Source organism: Rhodococcus sp. Q1 (assembly GCF_004153645.1).
Lineage (GTDB): Bacteria > Actinomycetota > Actinomycetes > Mycobacteriales > Mycobacteriaceae > Rhodococcus > Rhodococcus gordoniae.
In genome coordinates, this window is record NZ_SDMJ01000002.1 from 662,012 (window position 1) to 687,843 (window position 25,832).

The 25,832-nt window shown below is 68.1% G+C and carries 24 protein-coding genes and 1 riboswitch; of the genes, 10 read left to right on the forward strand and 14 right to left on the reverse strand.

The window, feature by feature from the left end:
* Positions 1 to 13 precede the first annotated feature (13 nt).
* Both sdhA and EQ874_RS07950 read left to right on the forward strand, forming a co-directional pair.
* A complete protein-coding gene (gene sdhA, locus EQ874_RS07945; protein WP_016935300.1) occupies positions 14 to 1,765 on the forward strand; it encodes a succinate dehydrogenase flavoprotein subunit in 1,752 nt (583 codons plus the stop codon).
* A complete protein-coding gene (locus tag EQ874_RS07950) occupies positions 1,765 to 2,541 on the forward strand; it encodes a succinate dehydrogenase iron-sulfur subunit (RefSeq protein WP_064063861.1) in 777 nt (258 codons plus the stop codon). The genes sdhA and EQ874_RS07950 overlap by 1 nt, the downstream gene beginning before the upstream one ends.
* A gap of 102 nt (positions 2,542 to 2,643) precedes the next feature.
* Here the strand turns inward: EQ874_RS07950 and EQ874_RS07955 are convergent, their stop codons facing one another.
* The 6 genes from EQ874_RS07955 to EQ874_RS07980 form a co-directional block, all read right to left on the reverse strand.
* A complete protein-coding gene (locus tag EQ874_RS07955; protein ID WP_242496675.1) occupies positions 2,644 to 2,829 on the reverse strand; it encodes a LapA family protein in 186 nt (61 codons plus the stop codon).
* 114 nt (positions 2,830 to 2,943) lie between these two features.
* Positions 2,944 to 3,972 (reverse strand): inner membrane protein YhjD, encoded by a 1,029-nt coding sequence (gene yhjD / locus EQ874_RS07960; RefSeq protein WP_064063859.1) that lies wholly within the window; start codon positions 3,970 to 3,972, stop codon positions 2,944 to 2,946.
* 16 nt (positions 3,973 to 3,988) lie between these two features.
* Complete coding sequence (gene trpS / locus EQ874_RS07965) at positions 3,989 to 5,029, reverse strand: tryptophan--tRNA ligase (protein ID WP_026003075.1); 1,041 nt, start codon at positions 5,027 to 5,029, stop codon at positions 3,989 to 3,991.
* 75 nt (positions 5,030 to 5,104) lie between these two features.
* The gene (locus EQ874_RS07970; RefSeq protein WP_026003076.1) at positions 5,105 to 5,908 is read right to left on the reverse strand and encodes an exodeoxyribonuclease III; all 804 of its coding nucleotides are present in this window, start codon (positions 5,906 to 5,908) and stop codon (positions 5,105 to 5,107) included.
* Positions 5,909 to 5,951: 43 nt separating this feature from the next.
* On the reverse strand, positions 5,952 to 7,229 hold the full coding sequence (locus EQ874_RS07975) for a hypothetical protein (RefSeq protein WP_129976445.1): 1,278 nt from the start codon (positions 7,227 to 7,229) through the stop codon (positions 5,952 to 5,954).
* 148 nt (positions 7,230 to 7,377) lie between these two features.
* Positions 7,378 to 8,595: an NADP-dependent isocitrate dehydrogenase gene (locus tag EQ874_RS07980; RefSeq protein WP_016933203.1), complete on the reverse strand. Its 1,218-nt coding sequence runs from the start codon at positions 8,593 to 8,595 to the stop codon at positions 7,378 to 7,380.
* A gap of 268 nt (positions 8,596 to 8,863) precedes the next feature.
* A riboswitch (SAM riboswitch) is annotated at positions 8,864 to 8,975 on the forward strand.
* A gap of 134 nt (positions 8,976 to 9,109) precedes the next feature.
* Between EQ874_RS07980 and EQ874_RS07985 the strand changes: the two genes are divergently transcribed.
* Positions 9,110 to 10,237, forward strand: coding sequence for a homoserine O-acetyltransferase (locus EQ874_RS07985; RefSeq protein WP_064063857.1), 1,128 nt, complete (start codon positions 9,110 to 9,112; stop codon positions 10,235 to 10,237).
* On the opposite strand, the gene EQ874_RS07990 is transcribed toward EQ874_RS07985, so the two are convergent.
* From EQ874_RS07990 to EQ874_RS08000, 3 genes are read right to left on the reverse strand one after another with little or no spacing between them, the layout of a single operon-like run.
* A complete protein-coding gene (locus EQ874_RS07990) occupies positions 10,234 to 10,518 on the reverse strand; it encodes a DUF3017 domain-containing protein (protein WP_064063856.1) in 285 nt (94 codons plus the stop codon). The genes EQ874_RS07985 and EQ874_RS07990 overlap by 4 nt on opposite strands.
* A gap of 25 nt (positions 10,519 to 10,543) precedes the next feature.
* Complete coding sequence (locus EQ874_RS07995; protein WP_207213515.1) at positions 10,544 to 11,398, reverse strand: bifunctional methylenetetrahydrofolate dehydrogenase/methenyltetrahydrofolate cyclohydrolase; 855 nt, start codon at positions 11,396 to 11,398, stop codon at positions 10,544 to 10,546.
* Between the two features lie 5 nt (positions 11,399 to 11,403).
* Positions 11,404 to 12,879, reverse strand: a complete 1,476-nt coding sequence (locus tag EQ874_RS08000; RefSeq protein ID WP_129976447.1) for a wax ester/triacylglycerol synthase domain-containing protein — start codon at positions 12,877 to 12,879, stop codon at positions 11,404 to 11,406.
* Between the two features lie 120 nt (positions 12,880 to 12,999).
* On the opposite strand from EQ874_RS08000, the gene EQ874_RS08005 reads away from it, so the two are divergent.
* Positions 13,000 to 14,214, forward strand: a complete 1,215-nt coding sequence (locus EQ874_RS08005; RefSeq protein ID WP_129976448.1) for a glycosyltransferase — start codon at positions 13,000 to 13,002, stop codon at positions 14,212 to 14,214.
* Positions 14,215 to 14,224: 10 nt separating this feature from the next.
* On the opposite strand, the gene EQ874_RS08010 is transcribed toward EQ874_RS08005, so the two are convergent.
* Positions 14,225 to 14,839 carry a maleylpyruvate isomerase N-terminal domain-containing protein gene (locus tag EQ874_RS08010; RefSeq protein ID WP_129976449.1) on the reverse strand — a complete coding sequence of 205 codons (615 nt, stop codon included), beginning with the start codon at positions 14,837 to 14,839 and terminating at the stop codon, positions 14,225 to 14,227.
* Between the two features lie 124 nt (positions 14,840 to 14,963).
* Between EQ874_RS08010 and EQ874_RS08015 the strand changes: the two genes are divergently transcribed.
* Complete coding sequence (locus EQ874_RS08015; protein WP_081494076.1) at positions 14,964 to 15,428, forward strand: tRNA (cytidine(34)-2'-O)-methyltransferase; 465 nt, start codon at positions 14,964 to 14,966, stop codon at positions 15,426 to 15,428.
* Here the strand turns inward: EQ874_RS08015 and EQ874_RS08020 are convergent.
* The 3 genes from EQ874_RS08020 to EQ874_RS08030 are packed head-to-tail and all read right to left on the reverse strand — an operon-like array spanning position 15,425 to position 19,846.
* Positions 15,425 to 15,733, reverse strand: coding sequence for a rhodanese-like domain-containing protein (locus EQ874_RS08020; protein ID WP_129976450.1), 309 nt, complete (start codon positions 15,731 to 15,733; stop codon positions 15,425 to 15,427). The two genes, EQ874_RS08015 and EQ874_RS08020, sit on opposite strands and share 4 nt — an antisense overlap.
* Complete coding sequence (locus EQ874_RS08025; RefSeq protein ID WP_129976451.1) at positions 15,726 to 16,583, reverse strand: DUF4349 domain-containing protein; 858 nt, start codon at positions 16,581 to 16,583, stop codon at positions 15,726 to 15,728. Before EQ874_RS08025 ends, EQ874_RS08020 begins: the two co-directional genes overlap by 8 nt.
* Positions 16,584 to 16,594: 11 nt before the next feature.
* Positions 16,595 to 19,846 carry an error-prone DNA polymerase gene (locus EQ874_RS08030; protein ID WP_129976452.1) on the reverse strand — a complete coding sequence of 1,084 codons (3,252 nt, stop codon included), beginning with the start codon at positions 19,844 to 19,846 and terminating at the stop codon, positions 16,595 to 16,597.
* 187 nt (positions 19,847 to 20,033) lie between these two features.
* On the opposite strand from EQ874_RS08030, the gene EQ874_RS08035 reads away from it, so the two are divergent.
* A complete protein-coding gene (locus EQ874_RS08035; RefSeq protein WP_129976453.1) occupies positions 20,034 to 20,492 on the forward strand; it encodes an SRPBCC domain-containing protein in 459 nt (152 codons plus the stop codon).
* Positions 20,479 to 20,811: a metalloregulator ArsR/SmtB family transcription factor gene (locus EQ874_RS08040; protein WP_129976454.1), complete on the forward strand. Its 333-nt coding sequence runs from the start codon at positions 20,479 to 20,481 to the stop codon at positions 20,809 to 20,811. Before EQ874_RS08035 ends, EQ874_RS08040 begins: the two co-directional genes overlap by 14 nt.
* On the opposite strand, the gene EQ874_RS08045 is transcribed toward EQ874_RS08040, so the two are convergent.
* Positions 20,805 to 21,710, reverse strand: coding sequence for a D-isomer specific 2-hydroxyacid dehydrogenase family protein (locus EQ874_RS08045; RefSeq protein WP_129976455.1), 906 nt, complete (start codon positions 21,708 to 21,710; stop codon positions 20,805 to 20,807). The genes EQ874_RS08040 and EQ874_RS08045 overlap by 7 nt on opposite strands.
* A gap of 112 nt (positions 21,711 to 21,822) precedes the next feature.
* Here EQ874_RS08045 and EQ874_RS08050 point away from each other — a divergent pair, with 112 nt between their 5' ends.
* The 3 genes from EQ874_RS08050 (at position 21,823) to EQ874_RS08060 (ending at position 25,800) form a co-directional block, all read left to right on the forward strand.
* Entirely contained in the window at positions 21,823 to 22,230 is a 408-nt protein-coding gene (locus EQ874_RS08050; RefSeq protein ID WP_129976456.1) for a YciI family protein, read from the forward strand.
* A 3-nt stretch (positions 22,231 to 22,233) separates the two neighbouring features.
* The gene (locus EQ874_RS08055) at positions 22,234 to 23,391 is read left to right on the forward strand and encodes a DUF6596 domain-containing protein (RefSeq protein ID WP_129976457.1); all 1,158 of its coding nucleotides are present in this window, start codon (positions 22,234 to 22,236) and stop codon (positions 23,389 to 23,391) included.
* A gap of 285 nt (positions 23,392 to 23,676) precedes the next feature.
* Positions 23,677 to 25,800 carry an MMPL family transporter gene (locus EQ874_RS08060; RefSeq protein ID WP_129976458.1) on the forward strand — a complete coding sequence of 708 codons (2,124 nt, stop codon included), beginning with the start codon at positions 23,677 to 23,679 and terminating at the stop codon, positions 25,798 to 25,800.
* The last annotated feature ends 32 nt before the right edge of the window (positions 25,801 to 25,832 follow it).

Consider the following 25,832-nt stretch of genomic DNA (forward strand, 5'->3'; position numbering starts at 1 on the left):
GAGCCGAACCTTCATGCAGGAACATCGTTACGACGTAGTCATCGTCGGCGCCGGCGGCGCCGGCATGCGTGCGGCCATCGAAGCCGGCCCGCGTGCGCGCACCGCAGTGCTCACGAAGCTCTACCCCACCCGCAGCCACACCGGCGCCGCTCAGGGTGGCATGTGCGCCGCCCTCGCGAATGTCGAAGAGGACAACTGGGAGTGGCACACCTTCGACACCGTCAAGGGTGGCGACTACCTGGTCGACCAGGACGCCGCGGAGATCATGGCCAAGGAGGCCATCGACGCCGTTCTCGATCTCGAGAAGATGGGCCTTCCGTTCAACCGGACGCCCGAGGGCAAGATCGACCAGCGCCGCTTCGGTGGTCACACCCGCGACCACGGTAAGGCTCCGGTCCGTCGCGCGTGCTACGCCGCCGACCGCACCGGCCACATGATTCTGCAGACGCTGTACCAGAACTGCGTCAAGCACGACGTGGAGTTCTTCAACGAGTTCTACGCGCTCGACATCACCTTGACCGAGACCGAGAACGGTCCCGTCGCGACGGGTGTCATCGCGTACGAGCTCGCGACCGGCGAGATCCACGTCTTCCACGCCAAGGCGATCGTCTTCGCGACGGGCGGCTCGGGCCGTATGTACAAGACGACGTCGAACGCCCACACCCTCACCGGTGACGGCCTCGGCATCATCTTCCGCAAGGGCCTGCCGCTCGAGGACATGGAGTTCCACCAGTTCCATCCCACGGGTCTGGCCGGTCTCGGCATCCTCATCTCGGAGGCCGTGCGTGGTGAGGGCGGTATCCTCCGCAACGCCGACGGCGAACGGTTCATGGAACGCTACGCCCCCACCATCAAGGACCTCGCACCGCGCGACATCGTCGCCCGGTCGATGGTGCTCGAGGTGCTCGAGGGCCGCGGCGCCGGACCGAACAAGGACTACGTCTACATCGACGTGACCCACCTCGGCGAGGACGTCCTCGAGGAGAAGCTGCCCGACATCACCGAGTTCTCCCGCACCTACCTCGGCGTCGATCCCGTCACCGAGCTCGTGCCCGTGTACCCGACCTGCCACTACGTCATGGGCGGTATCCCGACCAACGTCGACGGCGAGGTCCTGCGCGACAACGAGAACGTCGTGCCCGGCCTGTACGCGGCCGGCGAGTGCGCGTGTGTCTCGGTGCACGGCGCGAACCGTCTCGGCACCAACTCGCTGCTCGACATCAACGTCTTCGGTCGCCGCGCGGGTATCGCCGCTGCGGAGTACGCCAACAGCACGAAGCACGTCGAGATGCCGGAGCAGCCGACGAAGTACGTCGACGACTGGCTCGACCTGATCCTGCATCAGGGTGGTAAGGAGCGGGTCGCCGACATCCGCACCGAGCTGCAGCAGACGATGGACAACAACGCGTCGGTGTTCCGCACCGAGGAGACGTTGACGCAGGCGCTCAACGACATCCACGAGCTGAAGAAGCGCTACAAGGAGATCACCGTCCACGACAAGGGCAAGCGCTACAACAGCGACCTGCTCGAGGCCGTGGAGCTCGGCTTCCTCCTCGAGATGGCCGAGGTGACGGTCGTCGGCGCTCTGAACCGCAAGGAATCGCGTGGCGGCCATGCCCGCGAGGACTACCCGAAGCGCGACGACGAGAACTTCCTCCAGCACACCATGGCGTACAAGGTGGGCGAGGACCTGATCTCCGACATTCGCCTGGACTACAAGCCGGTGGTCCAGACCCGGTACGAGCCCATGGAGCGTAAGTACTGATGACTACCATCGAGAAGACCGACGCGGGCGCTTCGACCCTGCCACCCGTGCCCGAGGGCGCGACGATGGTCACCCTCAAGATCGCTCGGTTCAACCCGGAGGACGACAAGGGTCAGCACTGGGATTCGTTCCAGGTGCCGGCGCTGCCGTCCGACCGTCTGCTCAACCTGCTGGGCTACGTCAAGGGCTACCTCGACGGCACGCTCACCTTCCGTCGCAGCTGCGCTCACGGTGTGTGCGGCTCGGACGCGATGCGTGTCAACGGCGTCAACCGTCTGGCCTGCAAGATCCTCATGAAGGATCTGCTGGACAAGAACGGCAAGGACGTCACGATCACGATCGAGCCGATCCGTGGTCTGCCGGTCGAGAAGGACCTCGTCGTCGACATGGAACCCTTCTTCGACGCGTACCGCGCCGTGAAGCCGTTCCTCATGACCACCGGCAACGAGCCGACCCGTGAGCGTATCCAGTCGCAGGCCGACCGTGCCCGGTTCGACGACACCACCAAGTGCATCCTGTGTGCGTGCTGCACCACGTCGTGCCCGGTGTACTGGAGCGACGGCAGCTACTTCGGTCCCGCCGCGATCGTCAACGCGCACCGGTTCATCTTCGATTCGCGTGACGAGGGTGCTTCGGAGCGTCTGGACATCCTCAACGACAAGGAAGGTGTGTGGCGCTGCCGCACCACCTTCAACTGCACCGACGCGTGCCCCCGTGGCATCCAGGTGACGAAGGCGATCCAGGAGGTCAAGCGCGCGCTCATGTTCGCTCGCTGATCACCTCGCACGTGAGCAGGCCCGTCCCTTCGGGGATGGGCCTGCTCTCGTCTGTGCTCACCGCTCGGATCCGGCGGAGCTGCGCCGTTCGACGGAACGGGTTCAGCGGCCGCGCTCGAACAGGAAGCCGGCCAGCCACCCGACCGCAAAGATGACGACGAGCACCAGCCACAGTGGCGCCTGGAGCGAGATCCAGAAGAGATCGATGCTCGTACTGTTCCGGTTCTGGAGGACGAACAGCGCGGCGAGCAAGACCAGGACGGCCGCGAGCACTCTGCGCGGAGTCACACGGAACGAGCGTCGGGGCGCGCCGGATCGCGTCTGTTTTCCCACGCTTCCATCGTCGTCCGTCCGCAGCAGGATCGGCACCCCGAATCAGGGGTTTTCACCCCGGAAGTTCGCTCATTTCCTCCGGAGTCGCCGTCCGGCCAGGAGACCACCGAGCAGACCGGCACCCAGGAGAGCGGCGCCGCGTCGCGCGTCGAGGCCCTCGTGCACTTCGAGGCGGGGCGTGATGACCGCTCCTGTGGGGGCGGGATGGTGAGCGAGTGCCAGGCTCGCCCGTGACGTCGCAGCGAACGCGGTACAGATGAGCACCAGACGCGCTGTCAGGTTCCCGAACACGAGGATGCCGAGGATGGGGCCGAAGGCGACGCCCGCCGGCCCGTTGAGCACGCGTTCGAGGTAGAGCGAACCGGTCTGCTTGAGCAGTTCGAAACCGATCGCGGCGATCACCCCCGCGACGAGCGCACTGCGGAACGGGACCGGCTCGCGCGGCAGGCGCGCGATCACCCAGGTGAACACCAGGCTCGAGGCGGTGATCGCCATGACCAACGCCAGCACCCGTAGCCCCACGCCGATGCCGACGAGGTTCTCCATGTTGAACAGCTCCACGAGCCGGTGCGCGACCGAACCGCTGCTGAGCGCCGACAGGGCCAACGACACCGCCATAGCGAGCCCGAGACTCACCAGAGCCCCGCCGTCCCTCAGCTTGACCACGAAGAAGTTGCCCTTGTCGCGCGGATGTTCCCACATGGCCGTGAGGGCCTCGCGCAGATTCGTGATCCAGCCCAGGCCCGCATACGACGCGGTGAGCAGACCGATGAGACCGACCGCGCCGCGGGATTCGATCGCCGAGTCGATCAGGCTCTGCACGGTGCCGCCGAGCTGGCCCGGGATGTTCTCGGCGATGATCTGCTGGATCTGATCGAGCAGTTCGGGCCGCCCGGCGAGCACGAAGCCCGCCACCGAGAACACCAGCATGATGATCGGGACGACGGCAAGCACCGTGAAGTAGGTCAGACCGGCGGCGTAGTAGTCGCCCTTGTTGTCCTGGTACCGCACACCGGCCCGGAAGATGCGGTCGAGCACCGGATGTGCCGCCCGCTGACGATCGAGAAATCCCGGCTTCTCGTCGGGTTCGCCGGCCATCCGGGTGCTCCTTCGTCTATGTCCGCGGCAGGAAACCCACCTTGTCATAGACCTGCGCCAATGTGCGGGACGCGACCTCACGGGCACGGTCCGCGCCGCCCGCGAGGATGCGGTTCAGCTCGGCGGGATCGGTGAGGTACTCGTCGACCTTCGCGCGGATCGGGGTGACGAACTCGGTGAGCACCTCGGCGGTGTCGGCCTTGAGATCGCCGTAGCCCTTCCCCTCGTAGCCGGCGACGAGTTCGTCGACGCTGCGACCGGACAGCGCCGACTGGATGGTGAGCAGGTTCGACACGCCGGGCTTGTTCTCACGGTCGAAGCGGATCTCGCGCTCGTTGTCGGTGACGGCCGAACGGATCTTCTTCGCCGAGACCTTCGGATCGTCGAGCAGGTTGATCAGACCCGCGTCGGTCGCCGCGGACTTGCTCATCTTCGACGTCGGATCCTGCAGGTCGTAGATCTTCGCGGTCTCCTTCACGATCATCGGTTCGGGGACGACGAAGGTCTTGCCGAAGCGGGAGTTGAAGCGCTGCGCGAGATCTCGCGTGAGTTCGAGGTGCTGACGCTGGTCCTCCCCCACCGGCACGTGGCTGGCACGGTAGAGCAGGATGTCGGCCGCCATGAGGATCGGATAGGTGAACAGGCCGACACCGGCGTGCTCGGTGCCCTGCTTGGCCGCCTTGTCCTTGAACTGCGTCATCCGGCTGGCCTCACCGAAGCCGGTGATGCAGCTCAGGACCCAGGACAGTTCGGCGTGCTCGGGCACCTGGCTCTGCACGAACAGGACGGACTTCTCGGGATCGATACCGATGGCGAGCAACTGCGCCACGGAGACGAGCACGCGCTTGCGCAGCAGTTTCGGCTCGTGTGGAACGGTGATCGCGTGCAGATCGGGGATGAAGTAGAAGGCGTCGTTCTCGTCCTGCGCCGGAACCCACTGCGCCAGCGCCCCGAGGAAGTTCCCGAGATGGAACGAATCCGAGGTGGGCTGGATGCCGGACAGCACACGGGGGCGGGCCTTCGGCTTCGTGGCGTTCTGTTCTGCAGTGCTCGACATGCCGTCGATGATTCCACGCAGCCCGCACCGCCCTGCGAGCGAGGTGGGCACTTCTGCGGCATGCCGCAGAAGTGGTCAGCGATCGAAGGTCACCGTCACCGGCGCGTGGTCGGACCAACGCCGGTCGTAGCTCGGCGCGCGTTCGACACCGGCCTCGGTCGCGTGGGCCGCCAGAGCCGGGGTCGCGAGGTGGTAGTCGATACGCCAGCCCGCGTCGGTGTCGAATGCCTTGCCGCGGTAGGACCACCACGAATAGGGGCCTGCGACGTCGCCGTGGAGATCGCGGACCACGTCGCGCCAGCCCGCCTCGAGCAGGTCGCCGACCCAGGCACGTTCCTCCGGCAGAAAGCCGGACTTCTTGACGTTGCCCTTCCAATTCTTGATGTCCCGCTCGGTGGGGGCGATGTTCCAGTCGCCGCACACCACCATGTCGCGACCGGCGGCCGTCACCGCGGCGTACCGCTCGGCGAGGTAGGCCGCAAAGCTCTTCATGAAGTGTTCCTTCTCGTCCTGCTTCGGGGTCCGGGCTTCCCCGGTCGGCAGGTAGAGGCTTCCCACCGTCACGTCGCCGAAGTCGGCCTCCATGTAGCGACCGGCCGACGCGAACTCGTCGACGTCGAACCCGACCCGCACGGCATCCGCGGGTGCGCGCGAGAGGATCGCCACCCCGGCGCGGCCCTTGGCCGAGGACTCCGCGCCGACGCAGTGCCAGCCGGTCTCGATCGCCGGAGCGATGGCGGCGTGGAACTGCTTCTCGGTGGCGCGCACCTCCTGCAGGCACACGATGTCGGCGGCCGACGAGGCGAGCCAGTCGACGAGACCCTTGGCTGCGGCGGCGCGCACGCCGTTGACGTTCACGGTGGTGATGACGAGAGGCACCGGGTCACCGTAACCGACATCGGCGACGTGGCCGGGTTCGCCGTCACCGGATGCGGCGAGGGCGACGTCCGGAACGAACAGTCCCGAATCGGGTGTCCGGCTCGCACCGGGACGGCTGTCGCGCAGCCGCACGGGCGACGGTGCGCGCCCGCCCGATCAGATGACGAAGCGTCGGGGCGGAACCGCCTGCGCGACCGTTCCTCCGGCCACCGTCGCCGTCGGCGCGCCGTAGCCGGTACCGCTCGCGCAGTAGCGCGGCACGCAGCGTGGCGGTGACACCCGGAAACCGACCCCGCCTGCCGATCCCGATCGTGCCGACGAGGAGAACGGCCGCCGGCAGGAGGATCCAGGCGTACAGGACGGCGGCGGACGCGACCGCTTCGGCGACGGCGTCCTCGTCGAGCGCCGCCCAGACGATTCCCGCTCCGACCACGACGTAGAGGATGCCGCCCAGGGCCGCGGCCAGGACCGCGCCGACGTACCGGCGGAGCAGCCAGCAGCGGACCGTCCACAGCACGAGCAGGACCGCCGTGAACATCGTGAGCGCCGAGGTCACGACCACGAAGACGACGTCGGAGGAGTCCAGCGCCGGCCCAGCGCCCCGTTCCTCGTCGAACACCATGATCATGAGCAGTCCTGTCGCCACCGTGACGACGGCCAGCAGGACGAGTTCGACGGCGAGTGCCGCGAAGGGGTGGACGGATGCCCGTGGGTCGCGCGGTCGGAGTCTCGCCGCCGTGGCGAGCAGCTCGCGTCGGCGCAGCAGCGAGGCCTCTCTCCGCAGCAGACGACGGGCACCGACACCGCGCTGGGTCGCGAGGAACAGGTCCTGGCTGAGCACCACGATCACGAACACGGCGGGGAACAGCAGCAGCGCCGCCAGATCCACGGAGTATGGGAGGCCGTCGAGCAGCGCTGCGACGAAGGTCATCGTCGCTCCCACTCCGAAGACCGACCCGCACAGTTCCAGGTGTTCGAGACGCAGGGCCTCGGTCGCGCGGGGCGCACCGTCGGAGGTGACGGCCGGCCCGAGCGACCAGGCGATGAGATTGAGCGCGATGACGAGGGCGGCGAGGACCCCGAGAACGGCGGCGGCCTCGCCCATCGTGAGGGTGGTGAGCACGCCGCTGCGCACCGGCGTGGACCGGTCGTAGGCCAGTTCGTCGGTTCGGCGGGCGATCGCGTGGATCATGTTCGGGGCGAGGGCGACCGGCAGGTAGGCCAGCGCCGAGCCGAACATCAGCGTCCACACCCGGGTCCAGAAGTGCCGGCGGGCATGCGCCCCGCCGCGACCTTCGGAGTCGGCACCAGTGGTGGTCACGGCCGTCCTCCTCCCGGGCACTACGGCGGTGATGCGACTGACAGTGGTACACGGAACGGTAACCCGTGCCCGGAGTGCTCGGGAAACACGACACGGGACGCCCGGTGCGGGCGTCCCGTGTTCGTGCTGCCGAGAAACGAGCCGAAGGTCAGGCGCGAGCCTTCTGCAGGTTCTCGTCGAGTGCGCCGAGGAACTCCTCGGTGGTCAGCCAGCCCTGCTCCGGGCCGACGAGCAGTGCGAGGTCCTTGGTCATCTGACCGGCTTCGACGGTCTTGATGACGACGTCCTCGAGCTGCTGCGCGAACTCGATGACCTCGGGGGTGTTGTCCAGCTTGCCGCGGTGCTCGAGGCCGCGGGTCCAGGCGAAGATCGACGCGATCGGGTTGGTCGACGTCGGCTTGCCCTGCTGATGCTGGCGGTAGTGCCGCGTGACGGTGCCGTGTGCGGCCTCCGCCTCGACGGTCTTGCCGTCCGGGGTCATCAGGACGGAGGTCATCAGGCCCAGCGAGCCGTAGCCCTGGGCAACGGTGTCGGACTGGACGTCGCCGTCGTAGTTCTTGCAGGCCCAGACGTAGCCGCCCTCCCACTTGAGGGACGACGCGACCATGTCGTCGATGAGGCGGTGCTCGTAGGTGAGGCCCGCGGCGTCGAACTCCGCCTTGAACTCTTCCTCGTAGATCCGCTGGAACTCGTCCTTGAACATGCCGTCGTAGGCCTTCAGGATCGTGTTCTTGGTCGACAGGTAGACCGGGTAGTTGCGCTGCAGGCCGTACGAGAGCGAGGCGCGCGCGAAGTCCTGGATGGACTTCTTGTAGTTGTACATACCCATGACGACGCCGCCGTCCTCGGGGATCCGGCAGACCTCGTGCTGGATCGGCTCGCTGCCGTCCTCCGGCGTGAAGGTGATGGTGACGGTGCCCGGGCGGTCGACCTTGAAGTCGGTGGCGCGGTACTGGTCGCCGAACGCGTGGCGGCCGACGATGACGGGCTTGGTCCAGCCCGGTACCAGACGCGGCACGTTCGAGATGATGATGGGCGCACGGAAGATGGTGCCGCCGAGGATGTTACGGATGGTGCCGTTGGGCGACCGCCACATCTTCTTCAGACCGAACTCTTCGACACGCGCTTCGTCGGGAGTGATGGTGGCGCACTTGACACCGACGTTGTGCTTCTTGATGGCGTTCGCCGCGTCGATCGTCACCTGATCGTCGGTGGCGTCGCGGTGTTCCACGCCGAGGTCGTAGTACTCGAGATCCACGTCCAGGTACGGGTGGATCAGCTTGTCTTTGATGAACTGCCAGATGATGCGGGTCATCTCGTCGCCGTCGAGCTCGACGACCTTACCCTCAACCTTGATCTTGGACATATGCGCTTCGTGTCCTCCTAGGACGTTTCTGTGGTCCCCAATCGACCGCACTTTGTGGGTGCGATCGCCGTCGGCTCGCTGTGCGCGAGCATGGCCGTGTCCACGTCCTGAACCCCGGCCAAACATGACAAGCGTACTGCTATTCGTGGCGTCCGCAAAGCGCCCCGCCCCACCCCTGCGCCTTACCGGTCGGTAACTTTCATGCTGGTCAGGCCTGTTCAGAGGGTGCATAAGACCCTGCGGCGGAGAGTCGCTAGACTGCCCGGATAGTCATGAGCGCCAGCGTCAAGCCCCGGCTTGCTGGCCGGCAACCCTCCGACCGGGGTGGGGTGCTCCGGGTGAGGACACGGTCGGCGGGCCCCCGCCGACAAGCCTGCTGTCGGGAGGATGGACATGATGATGTGCTGTCGCACGCAAACCACGATCGACCCTCCCACCACCGCCGGAAGGACACGATGACCGACATCCGCAGCCGGCGCTGCCACCACTGCCCGAGCGTCGAGGCGGTCACCTCTTGACGGCGGGCACCGAGCGTCGTCGTGTCGAACTGCCCCCGGCGGACGGACGCCTCGAGAACATCGACATCGGAGATCTCGTCCTCGAGAGCGGTGAGACACTGCCGAACGTCACGGTCGCCGTGCAGAGATGGGGTGAGCTGTCCCCCGCTCGCGACAACGTCGTGCTCGTCGAACACGCCCTCACCGGCGACTCGCACGTCACCGGCCCCGCCGGGCCGAATCATCCGTCCCCCGGCTGGTGGTCGGGCATGGTCGGCCCCGGCGCGCCCATCGACACCGATCGCTGGTGCGTCGTCTCCACCAACATCCTCGGCGGTTGCCGCGGAACCACCGGCCCCGGCAGCACCGCACCCGACGGCAAGGCGTGGGGTTCCCGCTTTCCCCTGATCACCGTGCGCGATCAGGTAGCCGCCGAAGCGTCCCTGCTCGACAAGCTCGGCATCGACGTTCTCGCGGCCGTGACCGGGGGTTCGATGGGCGGCATGCGCACCCTCGAGTGGATCATCACCCATCCCGAGCGCGTACGGGCGTCGCTCGTCCTCGCCACCGGCGCCCGCGCCACCGCCGACCAGATCGGCACCCAGAGTGCGCAGATCACGGCCATCACGGCCGACCCCGACTGGCAGGGTGGCGACTACTACGACACGGGACGGCGCCCCGAAGCCGGGCTCGCCATTGCCCGGACCATCGCGCACCTCACCTACCGAACCGAGTTCGAACTCGACACCCGCTTCGGGAATCTCCCCCAGGACGGTGAGGATCCGTGGCGAGGCGGCCGGTACGCCGTGCAGAGCTATCTCGAACACCAGGCGCGCAAACTCGTCGCGCGCTTCGATCCCGGTACCTACGTGCTGTTGTCCGACGTGATGAACCGGCACGACGTCGGGCGCGGACGCGGCGGTGTCGAAGCCGCCCTCGGGTCCACCCCGGTTCCGACGATCGTTGCCGGCGTCGATTCCGACCGGCTGTACCCGCTGCGCCTGCAGCAGGAGATCGCCGATCTCCTCCCGGGATCGGGTGAACTGCGAGTACTCGTCTCGCGCGACGGACACGACGGCTTCCTCACCGAGGCCGACGAGGTCGCCAAGCTCCTCGCCGAACTCATGAAGCTCGCCGAAGGTTAGTCGGTTCCCAGCGGGTCGATCGACGCGGCGAGCGCCACCACGATGCCGCCGACGATCATCATCGACGCAACATCGAATCCCTTGCTGCGTACCGCGAGGACACCGACCTTGTCTTCGTCGAGAACCCAGCGGAACAGACCGGCGAGGATCGTCGCGCCGCCGAAGACGAACGCTCCGCGTCGCCATCGGTCGGCGAGCACCAGGATCACCGCTGCCGCGATCACCAGGGTGACCGCGAGCAGCGGCAGGTTCAGACGCGTGAATCGCAGAGCCTGAGCCATCTCGTCTCCCGGGGTTGTCGACCCGTTACCGGGCGGCGAGCTGCTCGGCCCGCTCCACGACGTTGCTCAGCAGGAACGCGCGGGTGAGCGGGCCGACACCGCCGGGGTTCGGGGACAGGAAGCCCGCGACCTCACGCACATCCGCGGCGACGTCGCCGCGCAGTCCGTCCTCGGTGCGGGAGACGCCCACGTCCAGCACCGCAGCGCCGGGCTTGACCATGTCGGCCGTCACGAGGCCGGGAACACCCGCGGCCGCGACGACGATGTCGGCGCGACGCACCTCGGCGGCGAGGTCGCGGGTGCCGGTGTGGCAGAGGGTGACCGTCGCATTCTCCGAACGACGGGTCAGGAGCAGCCCGATCGGGCGACCGACGGTGACGCCACGGCCGACCACCACCACGTGCGCACCGGCGATCTCCACGTCGTAGCGGCGCAGCAGGTGGAGGATGCCGCGCGGCGTGCACGGCAGCGGGGCCTCCTTGCCGAGGACGAGACGGCCGAGGTTGACCGGGTGCAGACCGTCGGCGTCCTTGCCCGGATCCATGCGCTCGAGCGCCGCGTTCTCGTCGAGATGCTTCGGCAGCGGGAGCTGGACGATGTAGCCGGTACAGGCGGGATCGGCGTTGAGCTCGTCGATCGCCTCGAACAGCTGCTCCTGGGTGATGTCGGCAGGCAGATCCTTGCGGATCGACGTGATGCCGACCTTCGCGCAGTCGTTGTGCTTGCCGCGCACGTAGGCCGCGGATCCCGGATCGTCTCCGACGAGGATCGTCCCGAGGCCGGGCGTGACGCCCTTGTCCTTCAGTGCTTCCACGCGGACCTTCAGGTCCTCGAAGATTTCGTCGCGGGTTGCTTTGCCGTCCAGGATCGTCGCAGTCACATCGCTCATTCTTCCAGGCGCCCGTCCGACGTCGAAGCGCGGCCGGTAGCGGCGGCTGCTCGCCCGTGTGGAGGCAGGCAGTCCCGGGACAGTTCCGCGAAGGCGGCGACGAGATACCGCTCGTACTCGTCCGGGTCGGGCATGCAGGATTCCGATGCCAGAAAGGACAAGGTGAGGACCTCGCCGAGCGACGTCGCGGAATGGACGAGGCCGTAGTTCCGGTTGAGCATCGGAGTACCGATCGCCTCGACGGCCGGACTGTCACCGAATCGGAGTCCCTCGACCGGGCCGCGGGGGACATTCGTCACCGTGGTGTTGGCCAGTGGTACCACTTCTCCCCTGGGCCCTACCGGTCCGCGGTGTGCACGTCGGATCGACATCACCAGATCGAACGCGGGCGCTGCATCCACTGCAGCAACGGATGCGGCCGACTCCGGACGCCGGATCCGGTGCTTCTCGAGCGCTGCCGACTCGTGGATACGGCGGAGTCGTTCGCGCGGGCCGGTCCGATCGATGTGCAGGTCGATATACAGGAGTGTCACCTTGTTCTCCGACTCCGTCCCTACACGGTCGCGGAGCGATCCCGGAACGACCGCCGCCGGCGAGACCGCCGGAATCTCGTCGTAGCAACCGAGGTAGGAGCGCAATCCGCCCGAGACGACGGTCAGGATCACATCGTTCACCGAGGTCTGCGTGGCGCGCGCGACGGCACGCACCTCCGGCAGGGGCATACGGACGACGCCGAGCCGGCAGGGTCCGTTCGTGTCGGTGTCGAAGCGGGTGCGGGGACGCTGCGGCCGGGGGGCGGTGATCTCCCCCGATGCGGTGAGACCACCCAGTGCTCGTCGAGCGCGACGTGCTGCGACCAGAGCCGGGAGCATCCTCGCGTACCGGAAGGGCAGCGAGACCGCCGCGCGGACCGGTCCGGGCACGGCGACGACGCGTCCTCCGGCCGAAGGGGCGGCCGCAGGATCGTCGAACAACGCACGAGCGATATCGACGGCTCCGAGTCCGTCGGTCACCGAGTGGTGGAGGAGCAGCGCGACGACGGTGGCGCCGTCGGGGAGGTCGTCGACACCACGGATGTCGGCCAGGACGTGCACTTCCCACGGGGGTGCGGACAGATCGAGACGGCGTTCCTTCATCGAGGCGAGCAGCCGATGCACCTCGCTGCGTGAGGTCGGACCGATCGTCTCGTACCGGACGTGACGGTCCGGATCGACGTCCGTCTCCACCCAGAAGGGAAAGTCGAGGTTCGCCGGCACCCGGTGCAGACGGCGGGTGAGCGCCGGTATGCGGTGCAGGCGCTGTCCGATCCAGGTGACGGCGTCCTCACGGGTGCGGATGGGAGCGTCGCCCGCTCGGGCGTCGAACACGTAGACACTCACCATGGTCGACGGCGGAGCCTCGGGGTCCGCGTCCTCCACGAAGACGTGGAGTGCGTCCCGCGCGGCCAGTCGGATTCCGCGTCGGCGTGTCATCGTGATGGTTCTCTCCCGGGTCGCCCGCTGCTGATGCCCTGTCGATTGAACCAGGTACCGCTCGGGGCCACACCCGATCGGCGATTCGCGAACACGAGCCTCGCGCGGTGTAATTCGGCCATGGCACACCGAGTCGGATCGACGACCGGCAGCACACGAGGCCGGGCCGCGCGTCACGTCCTGTTCGCGTTCGCAGGCGGCCTCGGCCATCTCGCACCGATGCTCCCGATCGCCGACGTCCTGCGCGGAGCCGGCCATCCTATCGGCGTGTGTGGGGACGCGGACGTCCTCGCAGGCACTCGAGGCTTCGACGCGTACTTCCCCGAGGGAGACACGACATCCGCTTCCGGCCGGTCCATAGGCACGCTCGCTCCTCCGGATCTCGACCACGAGTACTCGGTGATCGGCACCCACTTCGCCGATGTGCTCGCATCGCGACGATTCGACCTGGTCCGCGAGGTCGTCGACCGCTGGCATCCGGATCTGCTGATCTGCGACGAGATGGACTTCGGTGCGATGACGGCGGCCGAGCACGCCGCCGTTCCCCGCGTGGTGGTCGACGTGATCGCCTCCGGAGCGCTCGTCCGGATCGACCGCATCCGTGAGCCGCTGCGACGACTACGGGCCGCCCACGACCTCCCTTCCGATCACGAGTGCTCTTTCCTGACACAGGATTTGGTCATCTCACCGTTCCCACCGTCGTTCCGCGATCCTGACGTCCCGTTGCCTGCCACAGCCGTCTCGACAGGGCCGGGCCCATCACCCGCGCCCCACGGACATCTCGCAGTCGACTGGCTTCGTGGCGGCAAGGAGCCCCACCGCGTGTACGTCACGCTGGGCACCGTCTTCAACACCGAGTCCGGCGATCTCTTCGTCCGTCTCCTCCGGGGGCTGCACCGACTACCTGCGCGCGTGCTCGTCACCGTCGGCCGCGACGTCGACCCGGCCACCCTGCCGTCACCGGGCGGCAACGTCCGCATCGAGCGGTTCGTGCCCCAGTCGGCCGTGCTCCCGCACGTCGATGTCGTCGTCAACCACGGCGGATCGGGCAGCGTCGTCGGTGCGCTCGCCCACGGCGTTCCGGTCGTCGCGCTTCCGATGGGCGCGGACCAGGAACTCAACGCCCGACGGCTGGTCGCGCTGGGCGCAGGGACCACGGTCGATCCCGTCACCGCAACCTCGGCGGAGATCGGAGAGATCACCCTCGATGCGTTGTCCTCGGGCTCTCTCCGCCCCGGCGCCGAACGGTTGCGCGACGAGATCGCGCGATTGCCTCCCCCGGCATCCGTGCTTGCGCTGCTGGAGGATTCGATGTTCCGGTCCCGGTCGCGCTGAACCTCTCCGCTCACACGACGGAATAGCCGCTCGGCAACTCCATCCGACCGGTCAATGCCCGCAGCACGGTCGTGCCGTCGCCGAGTGCCAGCGCGATTCTCGCCGCCAGCAGGGTGGCCTGCTCGAGAACCTCGGCGGGAGGTTCGTAGGGAACATCCGCGGCGGCGGCGATGTCGAGACCGTGGACGGCGAGTTCGAAGGTGCGTGTCGGGAGGTAGGAATGCAGCCGGATCCCCGATCCTCCGATCACCCGGATCAGACGATCCTCCCCGGTACCGAGCCGCTCGATCACCGCAGCCGACAGGGCACCGATCGTCGCCACCGGGTCGTCACCGAGGTCGGCACCGGCACGCCGCCCGCGTTCGACGATGTCGCCCGCGCCGAGGGCCGAGGTCGGTTCCTCGACGTGGACGTAGTACTGCTCCGCGCTCGCGAGGTCCTCGGTGTCGGCAGGACTGTCGAGATACGTCGCGACGGTCGTCAACGAGCGTGAGGTGTGTCCGATCAACGATCGGAGGTCCCACTCGCCCAGGCCCGGACCGTCCCACCGGTCCTCCGGCACGGCACCGACAAGCTCCGAGAAGCTGCGTACCGCCGAGACGTACGTCGCTACCGGTGACTCCATGCATCCCCCAGCGGTCGATATGTCGAACCACGACACGAGAATGAAAACACGCGTGCCCTCACTACGCCGAGATCGGCGCTACGCGCGTGCGGGACGCCGACGCGCCTCTGGCAAGCTGGATCGAGTGTTCAGAGTGATGTTCCACGAGCCGCGCATTCCCCCCAACACCGGCAATGCCATACGCATGGTCGCCGCGACCGGCGCGGAACTGCACCTGGTGGAACCCCTCGGATTCGACCTGTCCGAGCCGAAACTGCGCCGCGCGGGCCTGGACTACCACGACCTCGCGTCGGTCACCGTGCACAGCAGTCTCGCGGCCGCGTGGGCGGCGCTTGCCCCCGAGCGGGTGTTCGCGTTCACCGCGCACGGCACGTCGAGCTACGCCGAGATCGAGTACCGGGCGGGCGACGTGCTGCTGTTCGGACCCGAACCGACCGGGCTGTCGCCCGAGGTGCTCGCCGACCCGCACGTCACCGAGCAGGTCCGCATCCCCATGCTGCCCGGGCGGCGTTCACTGAATCTGTCGAACGCCGCCGCTGTCGCCTGCTACGAGGCGTGGCGGCAGCACGGTTTCCCCGGCGCGGTCTAGGCGTCGCTCTCCACCGGACGACCCGAGCCGGCCCATGCGTCGGTGCCGCCCGCGACGGACACGGCGTCGACACCGCGAGCGGCGAGATACTGCGCGGCCTGCAGGCTGCGGCCACCCACGGCGCAGACGACGTAGACGGTGCCGTCGGTGGGGATCTCGTCGATCCGCGCGACGAACTCGCTGAGCGGGATGTTCGTGACGCCGGGTACACGTACCTGGGCGTATTCGTCGCGTTCCCGCACGTCGATGACGGTGGCTCCGTCGGTGAGTGCGGATTCGAGTGCGGCCAGGTCGACCTCACGCATCGCTGTCGGTCCTCTCGGTGTCGGGCGTCCCGGTGGTTCCGGACGAACGTCCCCGTCGGGTGATGAGCCGGATGACCAGGTAGAGGACACCGGCACACACGCACAGGAACGCCACCCACGGTAGCGCGGCGCCGATACCGACCACCGCGGCCCCCAATGCGGCCCACAGGCTGTTCCATCCCGCGACCAGCCCGTCCCAGAAGCTGTCCTGCTCCGAGGGAAGGCGATCGGTGGTGATGTCGACGGTGAGCGTGGACAGTTCGATCCTGTCGCCCAGCTGCCGTCGCTGCGCTTCGAGGCTGTCGAGTTCGGCCTGGCGTTCGGCCAGGGTGGTCTCGGCGGCGATCAGCGCTTCGACGTCCGCCGACGATTCGAGCAATGCCCGCAGGCGGTCGACCGAGGCCCGCAGCGCACCCACCCGCGCTTCGAGGTCGGTGTACTGCATGGTCACGTCGTCGCGGGTGGTACTCAGGCTCGTGATGCGACCGAGCGTGCGGATCTCGTCGACGACCTCGTCGAGCCGGCCGGCTGGCACCCGCACGGTCAGCACGCTGCTCGCCTCGGGTTGCTCGGTGAGGGAGTCGACGCGTCCACCGGCCTCCTCGACCACCGTCGCGACCCGGCGGCCCGTCGCCACGGGATCGCCGGCATCCATGTGGAGGTAGCCGGTGACGACCTCCTTGCGGTCGGGCTCCTCGACGGGTTGCGACTCCCGGAGGCCGCCGTCGGTGATCGCGGGTGCCGAGATCGCGGGCGCGGAGGCCGACGAGCCCTCACCTCCCCCACCCTCGTCGCATCCTGTGACGACCAACGCGAACAGAGCCAACGACATCACCGACAGGCGTTTCACACTCGGGGATGCTAACGAAAATCGCGTGATCTGCTCGGCATCCGCAGATCCATGGGATCGAGGTGATCGGCGAGGAGGGCGACCACCCCTTCGGCGTTCTGGAGCCGACCACGGACGAGCAGGGCGGGTGCGGTGTGGGCCACGGTGCGGTAGCGCGCCCACAACCCCACCGAGCACACCACGTTCACCATCCCGGTCTCGTCCTCGAGGTTGAGGAAGGTGACACCGGCGGCGGTTGCAGGTCGCTGCCGGTGGGTCACGGCCCCGCCGACGAGGATGCGCGTCCCGTCGGGGACCTGCGGCAGTTCCGCGGCCGGGATCACCCCGAGTTCGTCGAGCCTCTTGCGCAGGAATTGCGTCGGATAGCTGTCGGGCGAGATTCCCGTGGCCCAGACGTCGGCGGCGGCGAGTTCGAGAGCGCTCATCCCCGGCAGGGCCGGAGTCGGCACCGTCCCGACCCCGGGAAGCCGCCCGGGGCGTTGCGCCGCCGCCGGAGCCGCACCCCAGAGAGCTTCGCGGCGGGTGATGCCGAACGAGGAGAACGCTCCCGCGGTGGCCAGCGCCTCGATCTGCGCCGTGGTGGGACCGACGCGGGCGGCGAGATCGGCGGGTGAGGTGTACGGGCCGTGGTCGCGACGTTCGGCCACGATGCGTTCGGCGAGGTCGTCGCCGATGTTCCGCACCGTGGCCAGGCCGATCCGGACCTCCCGGCCTTTGTTCTCGAGGGTGGCGTGCGCGAGGCTCGCCGCGATGTCGGGGCCGTGGACGACCACACCGTGACGTCGGGCATCGGCGACCAGCGATTGCGGCGAGTAGAAACCCATCGGCTGAGCACGCAGCAGACCCGCGCAGAACGCTGCGGGATGGTGCAGCTTGAACCACGCCGAATAGAACACAAGCGAGGCGAAGCTCTGCGAATGACTCTCGGGGAAACCGAAATTCGCGAAGGCGTAGAGTTTCTCGTAGATGCGGTCGGCAACGTCGCCCGTGATGCCGTGCAGGTCTCGCATCCCCTGGTAGAGGCGTCCGCGCAGACGCTCCATCTTCTCCGTCGATCGTTTCGATCCCATGGCGCGACGCAACCGATCGGCCTCCGCCGCGCTGAATCCCGCGGCGTCGACGGCCATCTGCATGAGTTGTTCCTGGAAGAGCGGAACGCCGAGGGTACGTTCGAGGGCCTTCTCGAGGCACGGATGGTCGTAGGTGACGGGTTCGAGACCGTTGCGCCGCCGGATGTAGGGGTGCACCGAACCACCCTGGATGGGGCCGGGCCGGATGATGGCCACCTCGATGACCAGATCGTAGAAGCAGCGCGGCTTCAACCGCGGCAGAGTGGCCATCTGGGCCCGCGACTCCACCTGGAAGACGCCCACCGAGTCTGCACGGCACAGCATCTCGTACACCCCCGGCTCGGAGAGGTCGAGATGCGCGAGATCGACCCGCACGCCTTCGTGTTCGTCGACGAGGTCGATCATGTAGTGCAGCGCGGAGAGCATACCGAGGCCGAGCAGGTCGAACTTCACGAGACCTGCTGCGGCACAGTCGTCCTTGTCCCATTGCAGGACGGTGCGACCTTCCATCCGTGCCCATTCGACGGGGCACACGTCGGCGACGGGCCGGTCGCAGATCACCATTCCGCCCGAATGGATGCCGAGATGCCGCGGGAGACCTTCGATCTGTTCGGCGAGGTCGAGAACCGTCTCCGGGATCCGCTCGTCGGTCTCGGCCCGCACACCACCCCACCGGCCGATGAGCTTGCTCCACGCGTCCTGTTGTCCCTGCGAATATCCGAGAGCGCGGGCCATATCGCGGACGGCGGATCGACCGCGGTAGGTGATGACGTTCGCGACCTGCGCTGCATTGATCCGTCCGTACTTGCGGTAGACGTACTGGATCGCCTCCTCGCGCCGGTCGGATTCGATGTCGAGGTCGATGTCGGGCGGACCGTCGCGTTCGGGCGACAGGAAGCGTTCGAACAGCAACTTGTTGCCGACGGGGTCGACATTGGTGATGCCGATGGCGTAGCAGACCGCCGAATTGGCGGCCGATCCCCTTCCCTGACAGAGGATGTCGTTCCGCTTGCAGAAGTCGACGATGTCGTGGACGACGAGGAAGTATCCCGGGAACCCCAATCGGCCGACGACGTCGAGTTCGTGTTCGATCTGCCGATAGGCGTCGGGACGGCGCTCGACCGGACCGTAACGACGACGCGCCCCGTCGTAGGTGAGTTCGCGCAGCCAGGTGAATTCGGTGTGACCCTCGGGAACATCGAAGGGCGGCAGTTTCGGGGCGACGAGACGCAGGTCGAAGGCGCATTCCCGACCGAGCTCGGCGGCGTTGTGCACGGCGCCCGGAAAGGCCTCGAACAGCCGTGTCATCTCCTCCCCCGACCGCAGGTGCCCGCCGCCGGCCGGCGGGATCCGGCCGGCGGCGTCGTCGAGGCTCTGCCGGTCGGAGATCGCCGCCACGGCCATCGCCAGACGTCTCCGCCGGGGGTGCGCGAAGTGCGCGCCCGTGCTTGCGATATACGGGATGCCGTGCCGTGACGCGAGGTCGAAGAGGGCGGCGTTGCGTTCGTGGTCGTCGGGATATCCGTGCGGGGTGAGTTCGACGGTCACGCGGTCGGCGCCGAACCGGTCGACGAGGTCGAGCAAAGCCGCTTCGGCGGCGGGGATCCCGCCCGTGGCGAGCGCCTGCCGCAGGTGCCCCCGACGGCAGCCGGTGAGGATCTGCCAGTGCCCACCGGCGGCGTCGGTGAGTGCGTCGTAGTCGTACGTCGGGTTGTTCTTCTCCCCTCCCGTGAGGTGAGCGTGGGCGATCTGCCGCGACAGGAGTCGATAGCCCTCCTGCCCGCGGGCGAGGACGAGCAGGTGGGCATCGCCGAGGCCCAGTTCGGCTCCGAAGACGGTGCGGATGTCGAGTTCGCGTGCGGCTTCGGCGAATCGCACCGCTCCGTACAGTCCGTCGTGGTCGGTCACCGCAAGCGCCTCGAGGCCGAGCCGTGCCGCCTCCTCGGTGAGCTCCTCCGGTGTGGAGGCACCGTCGAGGAAGCTGAACGCGGAGTGTGCGTGCAGTTCGGCGTAGGGCACGACCGGTCCCTCCGGACGACGGACCCGCGCCCCGTACTCGGCGCGGGTACGCGACCACGCCGGGCTGTCGCCCCCGTCGCCGGGATGTTCGGCATCGCGGCGGGAAGTGCCGGGTCGTCCCGAGAGCACACGCTCCATCTCCGACCAGGTCGGCGGCCCGTTTCCCCATCCCACTCCGACACCTCCTCGACCGGTTCAGTATCGCACATGCGTTCGAACACGATGCTCGAACACATGCAGTTCTCGTCGCGTCACACCGGGAGCCGCCGACGAGAACTGCGCGATCGACTGCAACCAGGCGGTTGCATCATGAGCGATGTGATGCAACCCTGGAGTTGCATTCCCATCGGAGGAGACAGTCATGACCGACGAACTCGACCGCATCGAACGCGACATCACCATCGACGCCCCCGTGGAGCGGGTGTGGACACTCGTGGCCGAACCCGGCTGGTACATCAACGACCACGAGTGGACCGCGCATCGCCTCGAACACGACGGAGACCTCACCACCGTGCACGATCCGGTCCACGGCGCCTTCGTCTTCCGCACCGTGACCCTCGACGAACCGCACTACGCGGCCTTCCGCTGGCTCGCCGACCACACCGATCCCGACAGTCCGTCGACCCTCGTCGAGTTCCGGCTCACCACCCTCGACACCGGGATGACCGAATTACGCGTCACGGAAACCGGATTCGACTCCCTGCCCGGCGACGCGAGCGAACGCCGCACCCGCTTCGAGGAGAACTCCCGCGGCTGGACCACCGAACTGGAGATCGCCAAGCGACATCTCGAGAAAGACGGAAGCGTTGCCCGACGCTGAGTTCTCCGCCGACCTGCATCCCGTCTTCGCGGCCCTGGCCGACGACACCCGGTGGCGCATCCTGCAGCGACTGGGCCGATCCCCGGCGTCGGCGTCCGGGCTCGCGGCCGAGTTCACGGTCTCCCGTCAGGCCATCGCCAAGCATCTGGCGGTGCTCGAACGGTGCGGTCTCGTGACCTCCGAGCGCGCCGGGCGGGAAATCCGCTTCTCCGCCGCCGGATCGCGGCTGAGCGCGGTCGGGCGTGCGATCGACGCGGTGGGGACCGGCTGGGACCGTCGCCTGTCCGCGATCAAGAAGGCGGCCGAGCGGCCTCAGTAACCCGCGTTCGCATCGACCCGGGCGATCAACTCCTCACCCGCGACGAACCGGCGCACGTTCTCCTCGAGGGTCGGCGCGAACGTCTGCGTCAGCCGGCTGCGCGTGTTGGCGATGTGCGGTGTGATCACGGCGTTGTCGAGATCCCACAGCGGATGACCCTCGGGCAACGGTTCGGGATCGGTCACGTCGAGGACCGCCCCGGCGATCGCACCGTCCCCGAGCGCCTCCACCAACGCGTCGGTGTCGACGAGGTTGCCCCGCGCGACGTTCACGAGCCATGCCGACCCGGGCATCGCCGCGAGCGCGGCGGCGTCGACGAGATGATCGGTCTCGGCGGTCGCGGGTGCGGCGACGACGAAGTGATCGGCCATCGACCACACCTCCGACGTGCGGTCGGCCGGCAACGTGACCTTCGCGCCGTCGACGGGTCGGCCCGAACGGTTGACCGCGACGACGTGCGCGCCGAGGGCCTGCAGACGCGGAATCATCGCCCGGCCGATACCGCCGCATCCGACGATGGCCACGGTCGATCCGTGGAGGGTCCGCACCCGCGGGTCGAGAACATCCTTCGTCCACCGCTTCGCGGCGACCGAGGCGTGGAACTGGCGCAACCCCACGAGCAGCGCTCCCACCGCATATTCGGCCACGTTGTCGGCGTACACACCGGACGCGTTCGCCCACACCCGCCGGTCGTCGATCAGACCGGCCCGGAAGAACGGTTCGATGCCGGCATAGGTGAGCTGCACCCACCGCACGGTGTCGGGCAGGTCGGGGAACTCCTCGGCGCTGCCGTCCCACACCAGGGCATCGGCGTCGTGCAGTTCGGAGAGGGTTCCGCCGCCGGAGACGATCGCTGCGGCGAGGTGGTCGTCGTGGCCGGGGCCGAGATGAACACGCATACCGTGACCCTAACCGCGAACGGGCGGGGACGGGATGTCGAGAATCGTGAAGCGGTTCCGTCTCCTCCATGAACGCGGCCACAATGGGCCGTACCGCACAGAGGAGAACATCATGGCCAGGTACCTGCTGCTCAAGCATTACCGCGGCGCCCCGGCAGCGGTGAACGACGTACCCATGGATCAGTGGGAGCCGGAGGAGGTGTCGGCCCACATCCGTTTCATGCAGGACTTCGCCGCTCGTCTCGAAAGCACCGGCGAATTCGTCGACGCGCAGGCGCTCTCCCCGGAGGGCACCTTCGTCCGCTATGACGGCGAGGGACGTCCACCGGTCACCGACGGGCCGTTCCCGGAGACGAAGGATCTCATCGCCGGATGGATGGTGATCGACACCGACAGCTACGACCGGGCACTGGAGTTGGCCGCCGAACTGTCGGCCGCGCCGGGAGCCGGTGGGAAGCCGATCCACGAATGGCTCGAGGTGCGCCCGTTCATGTCCGAGCCGCCGACCGTCACGGAGTGAGATATGGACGAGGCGCTGTTGCGCACGCTCGTCCCCACCGTGATCGGCATCCTCGTCCGCCGCGGAGCGGATTTCGCGTCGGCCGAGGATGCCGTGCAGGACGCGCTCGTCGAAGCCCTGCGGGTGTGGCCGGAGGACCCGCCGCGCGATCCGAAGGGCTGGCTGGTCGCGGTGGCGTGGCGCCGGTTTCTCGACACCGTGCGCGCCGACAGCTCCCGTCGACGCCGCGAGATCCTCGTCGACGCCGAGCCCCGGCCCGGTCCGGGCGCACCGGTGGACGACACGCTCGCGTTGTACTTCCTGTGTGCCCACCCGTCGCTCACGCCCGGATCGGCGGTCGCGCTCACCCTGCGGGCCGTCGGTGGGTTGACCACCCGGCAGATCGCGCAGGCCTGTCTCGTCCCGGAAGCGACGATGGCCCAACGCATCAGCCGGGCCAAGCGCACGATCGCGGACGTCCGGCTGGACCGGCCGGGGGACGTCGCGACGGTGCTACGGGTGCTCTATCTCGTGTTCAACGAGGGCTATTCGGGCGACGTCGATCTGGCAACCGAGGCCATCCGGCTCACGCGCCGGCTGGCAGCGGTGATCGATCACGAGGAGGTGTCGGGTCTGCTCGCGCTGATGCTGTTGCACCACGCCCGGCGCCCGGCACGCACCCGACCGGACGGCAGCCTCGTCCCCCTCGCCGAACAGGACCGCCGATCGTGGGACACGCAGATGATCGGTGAAGGCGTGGAGATCCTGCAGGCCGCACTCGCCCGCGATCGGCTCGGGGAATTCCAGGCGCAGGCGGCCGTCGCCGCCCTGCACGCCGATGCCCGTACCGCAGAAGAGACGGACTGGGTGCAGATCGTCGAGTGGTACGACGAACTCCTGCGGTTCACCGACAATCCCGTGGCCCGCCTCAACCGTGCCGTCGCTCTCGGGGAGGCCGACGGACCGCACGCCGGTCTCGCGGCCCTGGCCGAACTCGATCCCGGTCTGCCCCGGTACACGGCCGCCGCGGCGTATCTCCACGAACGTGCCGGCGATACGGCGACGGCGGCCCGGTTGTATGCGGAAGCCGCGCACCTGGCGACCAGCATCCCCGAACGCGACCATCTCGTGCGGCAGGCGGCGCGCCTGCACAGTGCTTCCCGAGAGGACAACGGCGAGTGAACCCCGTCACGTCCACCGCGTCGGGAATGGATCGGCGGCCGGCCCTGTTGAGGAGTGTGGATCGGCGCGTCGCGTACGCCCCGGAGCCGATGAGAAACCGCCTTCGTGGAATACCGTCCGGCTGGAGCCACGTTGCGCACCGTGCCGTGAGGCATCCGGCGCGTCGGTCCACCTACTTCTTTCCCTGCACTCCGGCCCCGGTCCGGCCGAGCAGGGTGAAGCCCGCCCGTTCCACGCCAGTACAGTTGCCGATCGTCACAATCGTCAGCGGAACCGGGAGTGGGCATGAGTCGCTGGGCCGAGATCGTCGTCACCAGGAGCCGATGGGTACTGGCGATCGTGCTGCTCGTCGTGCTCTTCGCCGGCGCGTGGGGCGTCGGGATCTTCGGCAAGCTGACCGGCACGGGCTACTACGACCCGAACAGCGAGGCCGTCGAGGTCGAGCAGATCATCTACGAGAACTTCGGGTCGCAGGCCGCGGACATCATCGCGCTGTACACCGCGCCCGAGGGACGCACGATCGACGACATCCGTCCCGACATCGAGAGAACCCTCGCCGGGTTCCAGGACGCGGTCCCCGCCGAGTCGATCCGGACCTACTGGACCGCTCCCCCGCCGATGAACCAGCTGCTGCTGTCGACCGACCAGCGCAGCGTGGCCGCCTCGATCACCCTCGGCGCGAACTCCGGATTGACCGCCGCGACCTTCCCCGAGGCACTCGAGCTGCTCGAGGTGCCCGGCGTGGAGTCGCAGTTCGCCGGCAACACCGTGGTCGCGATCGAGTTCACCGACACCCTCGAGAGCGATCTCGTCCGCTCCGAGCTCATCGCGATACCCATCACGCTGGTGCTGCTGGTGTTCATCTTCGGCGGTGTCATCGCCGCCGCGGTCCCGGTCTTCGTGGGTGTGCTCGCGATCTTCTCGTCCCTCGCCACCCTGCGCCTGCTGTCGAACTTCACCGAGGTGTCGTCGTACGCGCTGAACATCACGTCGCTGATCGGCCTGGGTCTGGCCATCGACTACGGATTGTTCATCGTCAGCCGCTACCGCGAGGAACTCGCCGCCGGCTCGGACGTCACGTCGGCGGTCAAGCGGACGATGGCCACCGCCGGTCACACCGTGATGTTCTCCGCCGCCCTGCTGGTCTGCGCGTTCGCGGGCATGCTCGTCTTTCCTCAGACGGTGTTGCGGTCGCTCGGCCTCGGCGCCATGGCCGCCGTGCTCGGTGCCGCCGTGCTGTCGCTGACCGCCGTCCCCGCGCTGCTGACAATGCTCGGTCACCGCATCAACGCGTGGACCTGGGACCGTGAGACCTCCACCCGCGCCGAAGCGCGGGCGCGCCGCTTCTGGGGTGGAGTCGTGCGCAAGGTCGTGCGCCGTCCCGCCCTGATCGCCGTGGTGATCACCGGTGGTCTGCTCGTGCTCGCGTCGCCCGTGGTGGAGGCCCGGTTCGGGGAGATCGAATACACCGCGCTGCCCGAGGACAGCCAGGCCCGCGCGGCCACCCAGACCCTGCTCGACGAGTTCCCGAGCACCGGCAACGGCGCGACGCTCGTTCTACGCGGCGAGAACGGCCAGGCGCCGGACAGCACTGCCGTGCGCACGGTGTCCACCGAGGTCGCCAAGGTCGACGGCATCTCGCAGACCGTCATCGTCGGGCAGGAATCCGACGTCGTGGTCCTGCAAGCGCTCTACGCGCAGGGCGTGGACGGCACCGCACGAGCGAGCGAGATCACCGGCGAACTGCGTGCCCTGGACGTGCCGGACGGCACCGACCTGCTCGTGGGCGGTGGCCGGGCCCTCGTCGACGACGCCAACCAGGCCGTCTCGGATTCGCTGCCCTGGATGATCACGATCATGGTGCTCTCGACCCTGGTGCTGCTGTTCCTGGCATTCGGGTCGGTGGCCCTGCCGATCAAGGCGGTGCTCATGGCGGCCCTGAGCCTCGCCGCGACCTTCGGCGTGCTGACCTGGGTGTTCCAGCTGGGGCACGGCGCCTCGTGGCTGCACGTCGTTCCCGCGGCGATGGAGCCGACCTTCGTCGTCCTCATCCTCGCGGTGGTGTTCGGTCTGTCCACCGACTACGAGGTGTTCCTCATGTCGCGCATGATGGAGGCCCGCGCGGCCGGAGCGACGACGGTAGAAGCCGTCGAGTACGGCATCGCCCGCACCGGACGTGTCGTCACCGCCGCTGCACTGCTGCTGATCGTGGTCACCGGGGCCTTCACCATCTCCGGCCTGTCGATCATGCGGTTCCTCGGCGTCGGCATGATCGTCGCGCTCGTCATCGACGCGACGATCGTGCGCATGCTGCTCGTGCCGTCACTGGTCAAGCTCATGGGCGAGGCCAACTGGTGGGCACCGGCGTGGATGAAGCGCGTGCACGCGAAGGTCGGGCTGGGTCACTGAGACCGCAGATCCCTGGATCGTTGCCCGGGGCG